The following is a 13,317-nucleotide window of genomic DNA, read 5'->3' on the forward strand; positions in this document are numbered from 1 at the left end:
GATGAAATATTTTCTAAGCATACTAGCAGCGCTGACATGTTCCGTCGGCGCTGTAAAAGCACAACTGAGCGAAGGAACAAAAGTAGGCGTAGCAACCGGAAAAGGCCTTAATACGGATAGATCCGGTGTTTTTTGGTCATCCCCGACCGAATCCTCCAATGTGATCGGCGACTTCTACATTGATTCATTATGGCACGAAGGATCCGTTAAGCTCAATGCACCTATGACCCAGTTCGGAGGCATGGAATCAGACAGTCTGGCGGGCATCACCATTCGCTATAATGTCCTGAACGATGAGTTGGAGGTGCTAGCCAAAAAGAATGACGTCCGGGTCATTAAATCCAGCTATATAAAGAGTTTTGAAACCAAAAATAGCGGGACGTCACAACGCTTCGTCAGCATCAAATCTCTAACTCCCGATACGGGTCTCCAAGGCGTTTGCGAAGTCCTCAGCTCCGGCAAACTAACCTTGATAAAACATTACAAACCCAAAATCACAAAACCCAACTACAACCCAGGCTTCGGAACCGGCCAGAAAAACACGATTGTGCGGCTGGATAGTGATTATTATGTGATTGCAAACAGCAAGCCAGAGAAGTTTAATGCTGGCAAGAAGGCTGTTTTGGCGCTGATGGCAGATAAAGAAAAGGAAGTTGAAGCTTACATAAAAGAAAACAAGGCCACCCTAAAGAGTGACCTTGATTTGAAAAACGTGTTTGATTTTTATAATAAGAAGTAGGCTTGACACTGTTCCTCTGTCTGTCAGCCTGAGCGGAGTCGAAGGCACGTCACCCAAGGAGTGACCTGCCTTCGACTCCGCTCAGGCTGACAGGGATGCTAACCTAACTACTTCCCATACAACTTCTTAGCAGCCGCTTCGTACTTATCGCCTGCACTCCACTGCGGAGCCACTTTCCGATCAGCAATTAAGCGAGTTGCATAAGCATAAGCCTGGCTGAATTTCAGTAAATAATTAAAATCAATCGTCTCAGGATTATCAGAAACCTGGTGATAGTTTTTCATGATATCACCATTGAATTCTTTAAAACCAGGCGTGAATGTGGGTGCAGGGATTCCTTCTTTTGCAAAGTTCACATTATCCGAACGGTCGAATAGGCCTTGTTCCGGCGAAGGATCGGCAAAAATGCCCAGGCCGAATGCTTTGCAAGCCGCCTCGATCTCCGCCCGCGCTCCGGTCCGGTCTAAGCCCATTACAGAAACAATGGTTGTGTCATTGTAACCTGCGCCGTCCGAGTTAATGTTAAAAATACATTTGTTCAAAGGCATTAGCGGATGAGAAGCGTAATATTTGCTTCCCAGCAAGCCAATTTCCTCGCCTGTCAATGCGACAATCAGCACTGAGCGCTTCGGCGGATTTTTGGCAAGTGCCTCGGCAGCAGTGAGTAAAGCAACGGTTCCAAAAGCATTGTCCCGCGCTCCATTGAAAATGCTGTCCTCCGCTGTGTAAGGTTGTCCACCTTGCTTTCCTATGCCAATGTGGTCATAGTGAGCACTTAATAACACATATTCTTCTTTCAGTTTTGGATCTGTCCCTGCAATGTAACCTACGACATTGTAGCTATTAACAGTCTGTGATTTCCGACCGGAGGTTTTGAACTCAACCTCTTTCGCGGCCCGCAATGCCCGTGCATATTTGGCTTCTTTACCATTGATCCAAACGTGCGGAATAGATTTTTCAGCTCCTGTTCCCTCGATCAACGACAATTTCTCACCAGAAAAGTTTTTGGTTACTACATTCCAGGGGATAGGTGCATTGAACAATTCAATCACCGCAATGGCGCCTTTATCCATCGCCGTTTTACGCTTTTCATTGGAAGTGTTGATAATTTCACGCGGCGTCTGCGTCTCTGCTGTGCCGCTTTCCACCAGCACAATCTTACCTTTCACATCCAGATCTTTATAATCGTCCTGATTTTTAACGGCATTAACCAAACCAAAACTCGCATAAACGATGGGCGCCTTAACAGTCATCTCATCGCCATTCATCAGGATCCAGTCCACGCCACTTTTCATCACCTCCGCATCCGCAATGATCTCCCCATTTCCATTAGCGCCCATTTTCTCAAAAGGGACATTCTGGAAATAAGTCGAATTATTTGTCCCATTTCCCGGAACCGGCACCACGCCCAGCTTCCTGAACTGCTCCGCAATGTACCGCGCCGCCACGAGGTTCCCCTGTTCCCCAGTCCTGCGCCCCAACAATTCATCCGCCGCCAAAAACCGCATATGCGCTTCGGTATCGGCCTTTTTTATCTGGAATTCGGGAAGGGAGTTGGTTTTCTTTTGAGCGTAGGCTGAATGGTTCAATAAAGGCAGACAGCAAATAAACAGGAGGAAGTTTTTATTAAATTTCATGGAGAAACTAGGTGCTTTAACTTTGAAAATTTTTGAGTTACAATATGATAATGTCTAAGGGACTCATTTTCTGAATACGACGAAAATCTGACTTGTTATAAGTATAAAACACGTCGCAATTCAAGCTTTCCGCAACCGCTGCATGGAGACAATCATTAATGTGTTTGAAACCAATTGACTCAGACAGTTGCAAAGCTCTCGGCAAATGCTGCTTATGAATGCTTGTTACATTCAGAGAAAGCAAATAATCAAGCTCATACTTAATTACATCGCTTTTCAAATCAAACCTTGCCAATCCATAACCAACTTCCTGAATGACAAGCGTAGAAATAACAAACTGATCCTCCGCAATTGCGCTCATTATCAGTTTGTTAGCTTGTTCGTGTTTTAGGGGATCTTGAATTACAGCATAATTAAAGATCACATCGGAGTCAAAATATTGCATTAACTATAAATTGATATCGCTGATCACTTCATTGAAATCCTTCTGATCCGAAATCACTTCGGAAGGACGATTTTTTCTGTGATCGAGAAATCTTTTTACCTCCGCATGCTTTGATTCAGAGTGACTTGTCTCAATGTCTTCAACAATTATTTTCACGTCCCGCTTACCAAAAATAGACTTAATAGATGTCAAAAACTTGGCATCGAGCTGAGATGTGTTGATTTGAATGGTGTGCTGCATAGCTGTATTTCTTGTTCTAACAAATATAGCATTTTCCGTAATAAATAGAAATGGCTGCTAACGACCATTTAAAATCACCGCCGCTTCCTTCGCGAAGTATGTTAATATGCATTTTGCGCCGGCTCGGCGGATGCTGGTGAGGACTTCCATCATGGCGCGGTCGCCGTCGAGCCAGCCGTTTGCTGCGGCGGCTTTTATCATGGCGTATTCGCCTGAGACGTTGTAGGCGGCGATGGGGATGTCGAAGTTTTCGTCCAGTTGGCGGATAATGTCGAGATAGGATAATGCGGGCTTAACCATCAGCATATCAGCGCCTTCTTCGAAGTCCAGCTGCGCTTCGAGCAATGCTTCGCGCTTGTTGGCCGGGTTCATTTGGTAGGTTTTTTTATCCCCGAATTTTGGTGCGGATTCCAATGCATCGCGGAAAGGTCCGTAGAATGCGCTGGCGTATTTGGCTGAGTAGGACATAATGCTTACGTCCGTAAAGCCATGATCGTCAAGATGTTTACGAATGTATCCAACGCGCCCGTCCATCATATCGCTCGGTCCCAGAATGTCGGCGCCTGCTTTGGCTTGCGCGAGTGACATGTTGCCCAGGATTTCCAATGTGGCGTCATTCAGGATCTTACCGTTTTCAACCAAACCGTCGTGACCATCAGAGCTGTATGGGTCCATGGCAACGTCCGTCATGATGACGAGTTCGGGAAATTTCTCCTTGACAGCGGTGATCGCTTTGAGATAAAATGTGTGCTCCTGATGACTTTCAGAGGCAAAACGATCTTTTTTGCTTTCGGGATAATTAGGGAAAAGGTCAATGGCGCGGATGCCCAGGTCTGTCACTTCTTTCAGTTCTTCCAGCAAATTATCCAGCGAATAACGGTGGATGCCGGGCATGGATTTCACCTCAATTTTGAGGTTTGTGCCTTCCTGAACGAACATTGGATAAATAAAATCAGAAACCTGAAGCGTCGTTTCCTGAACCAGATCCCTGATGGCAGAAGATTTTCTATTGCGTCGCGGACGACGGGTTATATTGATCATGATTGATTGGCTTGCGGCGATCAGCGGTCGGCTGTCGGCATTTTTACTATGTGACTAGGTAAAGAACCATCCGGAAAATGTTAGAGTTTCCGGCGAAAACGTTTTTTGAAATTCTTTACCCAAAATTAGAGGCCTGAATCAGCCCACCATCAACTTGAAACCCTCGCCGTGCAGGTTCATGATTTGGATAGAAGTGTCCTCACGGAGATATTTTCGCAATTTGGTAATGTAAACATCCATGCTCCGCGCATTGAAATAGGAATCATCACCCCAGATCGTTTTCAAAGCAAAACTGCGGCTGATCGGCTGATTGAGATTTTGGCAAAACAATTTTAACAATTCCGACTCCTTACTAGTCAATCGCACCGATTTATCATTTGCAGAAAGCTGCTGATGGTCATAATCAAATGTGTATTGACCCACCTGAAATGTCTTCGCTTCTTCCGGAGCGTCGGGCTGTTTTTTATAGCGGCGCAAAATGGCTTCAATGCGTAACAATAACTCTTCCCTATCAAACGGTTTTGTTACATAATCATCTGCGCCCACCCGAAAACCCTGCATGGTGTCCTCTTTCATGGACTTTGCCGTTAAAAAGATAATGGGCACGTCACGACCGGTCATTCTCACTTCCTTAGCAAGAGAAAACCCATCTTTTTTAGGCATCATCACATCGAAAATGCAGAGGTCGTAGGATTTGTCTACAAATGATTGCCAGCCTTTTTGCCCATCAGTAGCTAAATCGGTAGGAAAGCCTTTATCTATCAAATATTCCTGAAGCAAAGATCCCAGGTTGGCATCGTCCTCGACGAGTAAAAGATTCGGCATGGGGAAGGATAATTAAATTATGTTTGCAAGATAATATTGATAAACCTTCTTAACTCATAAAAAATGTTAAAATTCCTACTTTGGATTGTTGGAATCATCGCGGTCCTGGGCATCGTTTACCTCGTCGGACCGAAAGTGCCGGAGGCGGAACTCACGCCCGTTTTGCCTGCGGTAACCAGTAATTTGACCGCATTGGAACAAGAAATTAACCAAACCGAAAAAGCCACACCCAACATTAAACCCGATAATGAAGCCCGCATTATCTGGGCCGATTCGTCCAAAAAGCAGAAAACACCTTATAGCGTTGTCTACATTCACGGCTTTGGCGCCAGCTGGGCGGAGGGTGATCCTATTCATAAGGATTTAGCCAAAAAATACGGCGCGAACCTATACGTGGCGCGTATGCACGACGCCGGCATTGCGGATACGAACGCATTGAAGGATCTTACGCCTGAAAATTTCCTGGAAGGGGCAAAACGCGCATTGGCGATTGGTAAAGTGCTGGGAGACAGCGTGATCATGATCGGGACATCTGCGGGAGGCTTGCTAACCACTTATCTCGCGGCCACCCATCCTGAAATCAAAGGCGTCGTGCTTTACTCGCCTTGTATTGAGGTCAAAAACTCAACATTAAAGCTCATTACGCGTCCCTGGGGCAAGCAGATTTTGCATAAAGCCATCGGCGAATACAGCAAGTCACGGGACAGCATTCCAGAGCGTGCGCAATTTTGGTTGCAGGGCTATCATACCAATGGCCTCATTACATTACAGCAAATGATGGACGCTATTTCCCGGCCGGAGGTTTTTGAGAAAATCAAGATGCCAATTTTTGTGGGTTATTATTACAAAAACGAAGAGGAGCAGGATCAGGTGGTTTCGGTAAAAGCCATTGAAAAAATGTTCCCGGAGCTGGGCACGCCCGATAATCAGAAAGTTTTGAAAGCATTTCCCGAGAGCGGCGACCACGTAATTGCATCCCGGTTGCGCTCGAAGGATCTGAAAAGCGTGTATGACGCCACAGACCAGTTTTTTCAGCAAAAGCTGCACCTTAAACCAGTAGAAAATAGCGTTTTACAGCCTTGATTTAATGGCTTTCGAAAACCGGATCGGGCAAAGGATCTGGTTTAGGAAACCAAAAATGCTTTACTTTGCCGCCTTAAACGGACTATCCTAATTAATCAATTATAAAAGGAAAACATGGCTTACGGTTTATTAAAAGGAAAAAGAGGAATTATCTCAGGTGCATTGGATGAAAATTCCATCGCCTGGAAAGTCGCACTGAAAGCGAAAGAGGAAGGAGCCACATTCACATTGACCAACGCGCCGATTGCCATGCGAATGGGCGCAATCAATGATCTGGCCAAACAATGCGACGCACAGATTATTCCCGCCGATGCCACTTCTGTTGAGGATATCGAAAATCTTTATACACAGTCCATGGAAATTCTGGGCGGAAAAATCGATTTCGTCCTGCATTCGATAGGAATGTCTGTCAATGTTCGTAAAGGAAAATCCTATGGAGACCTGAACTACGAATGGATGCAAAAAGGCATTGATATTTCTGCAATTTCCCTACATAAATTTTTACAGGTTGGCGAAAAGCTGGACGCGATCAATGAGTGGGGATCGGTTGTAGCGTTATCCTACATTGCAGCACAGCGCACGTATTCTTTTTATAGTGATATGGCGGAGGCCAAAGCGATGTTGGAAAGCATTGCACGCAGCTATGGCTACCGTTACGGAAAAGCGAAGAATGTTCGTGTAAACACCATTTCCCAGTCACCTACCAAAACAAAAGCTGGTTCAGGAATCGAAGGTTTTGATGCATTTTATGACTTTGCTGAGAAAATGAGTCCATTAGGAAACGCAACGGCCGACGATTGCGCGAATTATGCAATCACACTGTTCTCCGATCTGACGAAATTTGTGACAATGCAAAATCTCTATCACGACGGTGGTTATTCGTCAACCGGGATCTCAGAAGAGCTGGTTACAATGATCCAGAATCAGCATAAATAACATTTCACAAAATACATTGCAGAAACCCTTCAAGGCACACGTTTTGAGGGGTTTCTGTTTTTATATAAAATAATGCAGCCGATCGTCCGTTTCGCGTTGTGTAATATTTGTGAACCAGTTAGTTTCGCTCAACAATTTAACCCTATGGATTTAAAGGTGACTATGCCTGTTTGGAAGACTTTCAATGCACAGTGGAAGCTGCTGCTGCTATCGGTAATAATGCTTTCGCTGGGCTCCTGCGGAGGTGATAAAGAACAAGAAAAACCAGCCGCTCCGGATGCGCCGATGTACACATTGGTCTTTTTAGACAAAACGCAAAGTGTACATGTGGACAAGGCCTATGTTAACGATAAATATCGCCAGGCGCTGACCGATATCATTGAAAATAACATGAAGAACAAGGGTGATAAGCTGGAAGTCTATTTTATACACGAAAACACATCCAAAGCCCGCGCATTATCGCTTACTGTAAGAAGTGAAAAAGATAATGTAGAAGGCGTTAATGCCACAGACCGCGAAGGCATTGAAACCGCATTTCAGCTTTCGTTGCAAAAAGAAAAGGGAATCTATCTGAGACAATTGCTGGCCAAGCTTAATCAGCAAAATACAGGTGCTTCTAACCAATCGACCGACATTTGGGCGAGTTTGCCCGTCATTGCCAAAGCAGGCGAAAGCGGTTCGGAAGTAAAAGTCTACTATTTCAGCGACATGGTAGAAAGCGTAAAAGGCGCCGACCGCCGCGATTTCCACATCAAACCCCCAAAATCCGACTCCGAAGCCGAGCAGGATGCGAAAGAGGACGTGAAACAATTGGAAAAATACACCATCGGCTCACCGCAGGTAACAATAGTCTCACCTTTCGAAGCCACCGCATCAAGCAAAGAAAACAACCCCCACGTCACACATTACTGGCAAACGTTATTTCAGGAACTGGGCGGGGTAAGTGTAGAGGAACTTTGAGAACCTAATATGTTTTGAAGTACTGTCAAATATTCTTTATTGTCAAAAATGGCTCTGATAGGAATTTGAAAGCCTTCAATTGCGAAGCTTCTCACATCACCTTGTGCAGATTTTAGAATTAGCTGATATTCCTTTCCTAATAACTGATACTGCTCTAATGTTTCATGTTCTGGATCAATTATCCAGTATTCCCCAATTCCGTGCGCTTGATAGTCCTGAAACTTCAAGCCGCGATCAATGGCTTCTGTGGAGTCGGAAAGTACTTTTATGACAAGGTCAGGCTCTGGGAAATACAGTTGATCATCGGTGAATTGAGCCGACTTTTTTTGGCGAAAAAAGCAAATGCCCGGCAGATAGTCATTGCGGGTTAACGAGATCATTAACCTTTGAGATCCGACAAAACCGAGTTCCGACTTATCTACATATATATTGAGAAGACAGAGTAGCAATCCCGTCACTTGATTGTGTCGCATTGTTACATTTGACTGAACAACAATTTCGCCATTGATAAATTCAACGTTGTCGTTTTCGGCGATGGCGTCATAAAATTTTAGCCGGTTTTCTTTCTCTCGGTCTAATGCAGATTTTATTTCTTCGATAATAAGGTAAGCATCAGGCCGGTCTAAGATTTCAGAAATAATAGTGCTTCTCATATCCTTTCTTATTAGTGTGTTTTCAAATTCAAAAATGTATATAAAAGTAGTTTTTAGCTCTTACCCAGCCCAATTCTCCCGATCCAGACTCCTATACTGAATCGCCTCAGCAAGATGCTGCACTTGAATGTCAGCGCTGCCGGCGAGGTCGGCAATGGTGCGGGAGACTTTTAGGATGCGGTCGTAGGCGCGGGCGGAGAGGCCTAGGCGTTCCATGGCGGTGCGAAGGAGGGCTTTTCCGGGGTCGGAGATAATGCATATTTCCTTGACCATTTCAGGCGACATCATGGCATTGGAATAAATTTCCTTATTATTCCTGAACCGTTCCGTCTGCATTTCGCGGGCTTTGATCACGCGGGCGCGGATCTGCTCGCTGCTCTCGGATTTGCGCGTGGAGGCAATCTGATCAAAGGAAACGGGGGTAACCTCTACGTGTAGATCAATGCGGTCCAGGAGCGGGCCGCTGATTTTGTTGAGATATTTCTGAACAACGCCCGTTCCGCAAACACATTGCTTTTCAGGGTGATTGTAGTAGCCGCAGGGGCAAGGGTTCATGCTGGCGATAAGCATGAAATTGGCTGGAAACTCAACCGTCATTTTGGCTCTCGAAATCGTTACTTTCCGTTCTTCCAATGGTTGCCGCATCACTTCCAGCACCGAACGTTTGAATTCGGGCAGCTCATCCAGGAATAGTACGCCATTATGAGACAGTGATATTTCTCCTGGCTGCGGAAAGCTCCCGCCGCCAACCAGCGCCACATCGCTGATAGAATGGTGTGGTGCCCGGAAAGGCCGCCTGGAAACGAGTGTAGCGCTTTTTCCAAGCTTACCGGCAACGGAGTGGATTTTTGTTGTTTCCAAAGCTTCGGGCAAGCTCAGTGGCGGCAGAATGCTCGGGATACGCTTCGCTAACATTGTCTTCCCGGCTCCCGGCGGGCCGATCATAATTGCATTGTGGCCGCCAGCGGCGGTAATTTCAAGCGCCCGCTTAATGTTCTCTTGTCCTTGAACGTGCTCAAAATCAGCATCGTACTCATTCTGCGATGTGAAAAATAAATCACGCGTGTCCACAACGATGGGCTGAACATCGGATTTGCCTTCAAAAAAAGCAATGGCGTCCGCGAGGGTTTCCACAGGAATGACGTCAACATTGTTTACAATTGCAGCTTCATGCGCATTTTCGGCCGGTAGGATAAACCCTTTATAGCCTTGCTTGCGTGCTTCTATGGCAATCGGCAAGACACCTTTGATGGGTCTTAAAATGCCATCCAGTGAAAGTTCTCCAAGAATAATGTAGTCTTCGAGATTGTGCCGGCAATTTAGCTGTTCCGAGGATTGGAGAATGCAGAGCGCAATGGGCAGGTCATAGGCAGAGCCTTCTTTGCGGATGTCGGCCGGGGCGAGATTAACCACCAATTTTTGCCGCGGCATTTTGTAGCCATAATATTTGAGCGAGGCTTCAACGCGCTGCTGGCTTTCTTTTACAGAACTATCGGCCAGCCCGACCATATAAAAGCCCATCCCCTGGGCCACATTTACTTCGATCGTAGTGATCGTCGCATCCACGCCGTAAACGGCACTTCCGTAAGTTTTGGCAAGCATGTGTGTGTAGTTTAGTTTTTGGCAAAAATAGCAGGAAATCGGAAAAAGAAATCATTAATCCAATAATGCTTGCCAAAAACTGCTAACCACTTGTTACTCAACGACAGCCGAAACGCAAATGTATGTTGGGATAATTCCGGTGGCCCTTATACGGACCTCTGCGTCTTCCGCTTGCGTATTGCCAGTGAGCACCAGGGCAGTGTCTAAACCAAATTTATTACCACCCAAAATATCTGTGTGCAATGTATCGCCCACCATCAGAATGTTCTGCTTATTGACATTAGGATAGTTCTTAATGTGCTGGTAAGCAAAAATAAACATCTGAGGATCAGGCTTTCCGAAGCGGATGAATTGCCGGCCAATGGTGTCTTCAATCATTTTCGCCAACGCCCCAACAGCAATAGATAAGCGGCTTTTTGAAGCAGGGTAAGTCTTGTCCGTGTTGGCTACAATCACAGGAATGTTGCGTTTTCGAAGCAAATTTAATGTTTTGGTCAAATCCGTATTCCAGTCGAAACCTTCATCGTCCAGAAAAACCAATGCATTAACATCATGAACTGCATTAAGATCCAGCTCTCTGATTGACAGCGTTTTAAGATCAGTGGAGCCAATGTAGTGTGCAGAGTTATCCGTTCCCAGATAGGCAACCACGCCTTTTCTCACCTTTAATTCAAGATATTCTCTCGCCAACATTCCCGAAGAAATGATACGGTCGGGCGTAACGTCGTCGATGCCCAGCTTAACATAGGATTCTGCCAGCTGTTCAGGGCTCCGCGATGCATCGTTGGTAACTACATAAAAGTCCTTACCCGTTTCGCGAAGATAGGCAAATGTGTTCTCAATGCCCGGGATAAGGCCATTATAGGTTTTAAGAACACCAAAAGCATCAAAGAAAATTACTTCATATTTTGAGATTACAGACTTAAAATTGTCAAGGATCATTATGGGTGGTGTCTTAGGAGTGAATAAAATGCGAGCGGAAATCGGGTTATAAATTAAGCGCTCTCAGGATCTTGTCTTCGTCAAAACCTTCGATGGAAGGGAAATAAAGTTCGTATGCTTCCTTTTGTAATTTCGTGCAATAGGACCTGTGGAAGAAATATTTACCATATTTAATCACATAATTCAGAATGAAAAACCGGTAGGCTTCTTTCATAAACCGTACTTCATTCACCGTCAGTGGGTAAACCTGATGGTATTCTTTCAAAAAAATCATAAAACGGTCCTCCATCAATGGCCCCAGCAGATAGCTAAAAACCGTCCGGTCGCCTACATTGGAACAGACCCTCGCGAAAAAGTAAAAGTCCATGATCCTGGACGAAACGCGGAACCAGTCGTAATCCCACCGGGAATATAGTTTCAAATCATCGGTAACTGAAAAATTGCCAATATTCCAGTCGACAAAAACGGGCATTTTATCAAATGAGCTGACATTCAGGCGCTGGATATTTTTCATGAAAATATCGCATTGCTTTCGTAACAGCTGGATGTAGCCGCGATGCTCATACTGCCCGGTGTCTGTGTCCAGAATTTCCAGCAAATGCTGAATGTCCGTGCGCAGGTTCTTGGAAGACTTTGGAATGGATTTTCCCGCCCGCAGGCAAGCAAGATGAAATTTTGCTGTCTCGTTTCCTAACTTCTTGATTTGTTCATCATTAAGTCGTTTCGGCAGCCGGTTCATCGCCCGGATCGGATTATAAAAAACGACCCATGTATCTACAAAATCTTCCTGATAGCGATAAGTATAAACCTGGTTGTTTTTTACCAGCGACCTGGCAAGCACATTCTCAAAAGGGTAGAGCAAATTATTGGCAAGCGCCTGAATGATCCTGTGGTCTTCTTTGAAATGCTCATATTTGCCAAAATAGGACAGTTTGGCAACAACAATATCGTCGTTATCAAGCGTCACACGAAAGACGTGATTCGTTGACACTTTGGCACTTATATCTTCAACAAACTTAACTCCAATCGAATTATCAAACCCTGCCCAGGCCTTCCGGATAATTTCAGGATAATCTTTTAAACGCATTTATTCTATTATTTGGGCATTGCAAAATGTTGATGCTATGCTCTTTAAGAGCTCAATTCAATTTCAAAGTTAGCAACTTCGGGGGAGCGGACACGAGGCATATATCGAAACTTTGAATAATTTTGCAGGTCAATTTTACCATATACATTTTGTTCTTCTACTTCTCCCGTTTCCTGGTTCGACTAGCATTGCCGATTTATTTAAAAAAGCTTTGTGTAAAAGGCTTCGAGAAGCTGCACAAAGGACCAGTGCTGCTAGCTTCCAATCATTCAGGCTCGTTTTTTGACGCTGTCGTAATTGGCTCAATCATGACACAGCCTATTTTCACGCTTACCCGTGGCGATGTTTTCAAGAAAAAAGCGGCAGCGTTCTGGCTCCGGCAAATCAAGCTTATCCCGGTTTTCAGAGGGTCGGAAGGTCGTCAATATGTCAAGAATCATGATATTACCGTCAAGGAAGGTTATGATGCCATGAAAGGCGGCGGAGCAGTGATTATTTTTTCGGAGGGCGTTTGTGTGAACGAATGGAATTTGCGTCCGTTGGGAAAAGGCACAGCGAGAATGGCTTATCAAACCTGGTATGGCGATGATCCGCTTAAAAATATGGGTGTTGTGCCAACAGGCGTCAACTACGAACACTTTCGTGGTCCAGGAAAAAGAGTCTCTCTTCGCTTCGGAGAGGCTATTTTGATTCATGACATCAAAACGGACCCGCAAGAATACGAAAGATGGTTACGCGAATTCAATGAGATTCTAGAACGGAAAATGAGTGCCGAAGTATGGAGTATCCCTGCTGACATTTCAAAAGCGGAACGTACACAGCGATTAAATGCACTATTTGGCGATTGTCCGCTTCCACCTGGTGGTAATGCGATTCAGAAAGCCATCGGCTGGTTCGGGCGCGCAATTCATCGCCCTTTATATCATTTTTTTGAAAGAAAAACTGCCAAGCTAACCGCCAGGTCTGTGTTTTATGACTCGGTCCTGTTTGGCTTGCTAATGTATTTATATCCCACGATCGTTGTTTTACTGTCGCTGATCGCCGGGTTGATTTTTGGCTGGGCTATGGGGCTGGCATTGTTCTTCATACTGCCTATACTAGCCTGGTTTGCAGCAAGATACTAGACT

Annotated in this window: 14 protein-coding genes; 5 read left to right on the plus strand and 9 right to left on the minus strand. The window is 45.1% G+C overall.

Translation table 11 applies throughout. The annotated features are described in order from the left end of the window. Window position 1: 1 nt before the first annotated feature. Complete coding sequence (locus tag NFI80_RS19180) at window positions 2–739, plus strand: hypothetical protein (RefSeq protein WP_235165838.1); 738 nt, start codon at window positions 2–4, stop codon at window positions 737–739. A 107-nt stretch (window positions 740–846) separates the two neighbouring features. Here NFI80_RS19180 and NFI80_RS19185 read toward each other — a convergent pair whose 3' ends face one another. From NFI80_RS19185 to NFI80_RS19205, 5 genes are all read right to left on the minus strand, one after another. Further along, window positions 847–2,376: a M28 family peptidase gene (locus NFI80_RS19185; RefSeq protein WP_235165839.1), complete on the minus strand. Its 1,530-nt coding sequence runs from the start codon at window positions 2,374–2,376 to the stop codon at window positions 847–849. A gap of 37 nt (window positions 2,377–2,413) precedes the next feature. Further along, entirely contained in the window at window positions 2,414–2,821 is a 408-nt protein-coding gene (locus tag NFI80_RS19190) for a type II toxin-antitoxin system VapC family toxin (RefSeq protein ID WP_235165840.1), read from the minus strand. A 3-nt stretch (window positions 2,822–2,824) separates the two neighbouring features. After that, on the minus strand, window positions 2,825–3,061 hold the full coding sequence (locus tag NFI80_RS19195; protein ID WP_235165842.1) for a hypothetical protein: 237 nt from the start codon (window positions 3,059–3,061) through the stop codon (window positions 2,825–2,827). 57 nt (window positions 3,062–3,118) lie between these two features. Continuing rightward, window positions 3,119–4,102, minus strand: a complete 984-nt coding sequence (gene hemB, locus NFI80_RS19200) for a porphobilinogen synthase (protein ID WP_235165844.1) — start codon at window positions 4,100–4,102, stop codon at window positions 3,119–3,121. A 138-nt stretch (window positions 4,103–4,240) separates the two neighbouring features. After that, window positions 4,241–4,927, minus strand: coding sequence for a response regulator transcription factor (locus NFI80_RS19205; protein WP_233799127.1), 687 nt, complete (start codon window positions 4,925–4,927; stop codon window positions 4,241–4,243). Window positions 4,928–4,990: 63 nt separating this feature from the next. On the opposite strand from NFI80_RS19205, the gene NFI80_RS19210 reads away from it, so the two are divergent. From NFI80_RS19210 to NFI80_RS19220, 3 genes are all read left to right on the plus strand, one after another. Then, complete coding sequence (locus tag NFI80_RS19210; RefSeq protein ID WP_233799126.1) at window positions 4,991–6,010, plus strand: alpha/beta hydrolase; 1,020 nt, start codon at window positions 4,991–4,993, stop codon at window positions 6,008–6,010. Window positions 6,011–6,124: 114 nt separating this feature from the next. After that, window positions 6,125–6,946, plus strand: coding sequence for an enoyl-ACP reductase FabI (locus tag NFI80_RS19215; RefSeq protein WP_026631967.1), 822 nt, complete (start codon window positions 6,125–6,127; stop codon window positions 6,944–6,946). Window positions 6,947–7,090: 144 nt separating this feature from the next. Then, complete coding sequence (locus NFI80_RS19220) at window positions 7,091–7,906, plus strand: hypothetical protein (protein WP_374759695.1); 816 nt, start codon at window positions 7,091–7,093, stop codon at window positions 7,904–7,906. Here NFI80_RS19220 and NFI80_RS19225 read toward each other — a convergent pair. The 4 genes from NFI80_RS19225 to NFI80_RS19240 form a co-directional block, all read right to left on the minus strand. Next, the gene (locus NFI80_RS19225) at window positions 7,870–8,559 is read right to left on the minus strand and encodes a Uma2 family endonuclease (protein WP_233799125.1); all 690 of its coding nucleotides are present in this window, start codon (window positions 8,557–8,559) and stop codon (window positions 7,870–7,872) included. The genes NFI80_RS19220 and NFI80_RS19225 overlap by 37 nt on opposite strands. 60 nt (window positions 8,560–8,619) lie before the next feature. Further along, complete coding sequence (locus tag NFI80_RS19230; RefSeq protein WP_235165845.1) at window positions 8,620–10,161, minus strand: YifB family Mg chelatase-like AAA ATPase; 1,542 nt, start codon at window positions 10,159–10,161, stop codon at window positions 8,620–8,622. Between the two features lie 93 nt (window positions 10,162–10,254). Continuing rightward, entirely contained in the window at window positions 10,255–11,103 is an 849-nt protein-coding gene (locus tag NFI80_RS19235) for a TIGR01459 family HAD-type hydrolase (protein ID WP_233799123.1), read from the minus strand. A 46-nt stretch (window positions 11,104–11,149) separates the two neighbouring features. Then, window positions 11,150–12,190: an aminoglycoside phosphotransferase/kinase family protein gene (locus NFI80_RS19240; RefSeq protein WP_233799122.1), complete on the minus strand. Its 1,041-nt coding sequence runs from the start codon at window positions 12,188–12,190 to the stop codon at window positions 11,150–11,152. 122 nt (window positions 12,191–12,312) lie between these two features. Between NFI80_RS19240 and NFI80_RS19245 the strand changes: the two genes are divergently transcribed. Continuing rightward, window positions 12,313–13,314 (plus strand): 1-acyl-sn-glycerol-3-phosphate acyltransferase, encoded by a 1,002-nt coding sequence (locus NFI80_RS19245; RefSeq protein WP_235165846.1) that lies wholly within the window; start codon window positions 12,313–12,315, stop codon window positions 13,312–13,314. Window positions 13,315–13,317 lie beyond the last annotated feature (3 nt).

It is taken from the genome of Dyadobacter chenhuakuii, from assembly GCF_023821985.2.
Classification (GTDB): Bacteria; Bacteroidota; Bacteroidia; order Cytophagales; family Spirosomataceae; genus Dyadobacter; species Dyadobacter chenhuakuii.

Coding starts and splice junctions, on each gene's coding strand:
- NFI80_RS19180 (WP_235165838.1), top strand. CDS start 2: ATGAAATATTTTCTAAGCATACTAGCAGCGCTGACATGTTCCGTCGGC.
- NFI80_RS19185 (WP_235165839.1), bottom strand. CDS start 2,376: ATGAAATTTAATAAAAACTTCCTCCTGTTTATTTGCTGTCTGCCTTTA.
- NFI80_RS19190 (WP_235165840.1), bottom strand. CDS start 2,821: ATGCAATATTTTGACTCCGATGTGATCTTTAATTATGCTGTAATTCAA.
- NFI80_RS19195 (WP_235165842.1), bottom strand. CDS start 3,061: ATGCAGCACACCATTCAAATCAACACATCTCAGCTCGATGCCAAGTTT.
- hemB (WP_235165844.1), bottom strand. CDS start 4,102: ATGATCAATATAACCCGTCGTCCGCGACGCAATAGAAAATCTTCTGCC.
- NFI80_RS19205 (WP_233799127.1), bottom strand. CDS start 4,927: ATGCCGAATCTTTTACTCGTCGAGGACGATGCCAACCTGGGATCTTTG.
- NFI80_RS19210 (WP_233799126.1), top strand. CDS start 4,991: ATGTTAAAATTCCTACTTTGGATTGTTGGAATCATCGCGGTCCTGGGC.
- NFI80_RS19215 (WP_026631967.1), top strand. CDS start 6,125: ATGGCTTACGGTTTATTAAAAGGAAAAAGAGGAATTATCTCAGGTGCA.
- NFI80_RS19220 (WP_374759695.1), top strand. CDS start 7,091: ATGGATTTAAAGGTGACTATGCCTGTTTGGAAGACTTTCAATGCACAG.
- NFI80_RS19225 (WP_233799125.1), bottom strand. CDS start 8,559: ATGAGAAGCACTATTATTTCTGAAATCTTAGACCGGCCTGATGCTTAC.
- NFI80_RS19230 (WP_235165845.1), bottom strand. CDS start 10,161: ATGCTTGCCAAAACTTACGGAAGTGCCGTTTACGGCGTGGATGCGACG.
- NFI80_RS19235 (WP_233799123.1), bottom strand. CDS start 11,103: ATGATCCTTGACAATTTTAAGTCTGTAATCTCAAAATATGAAGTAATT.
- NFI80_RS19240 (WP_233799122.1), bottom strand. CDS start 12,190: ATGCGTTTAAAAGATTATCCTGAAATTATCCGGAAGGCCTGGGCAGGG.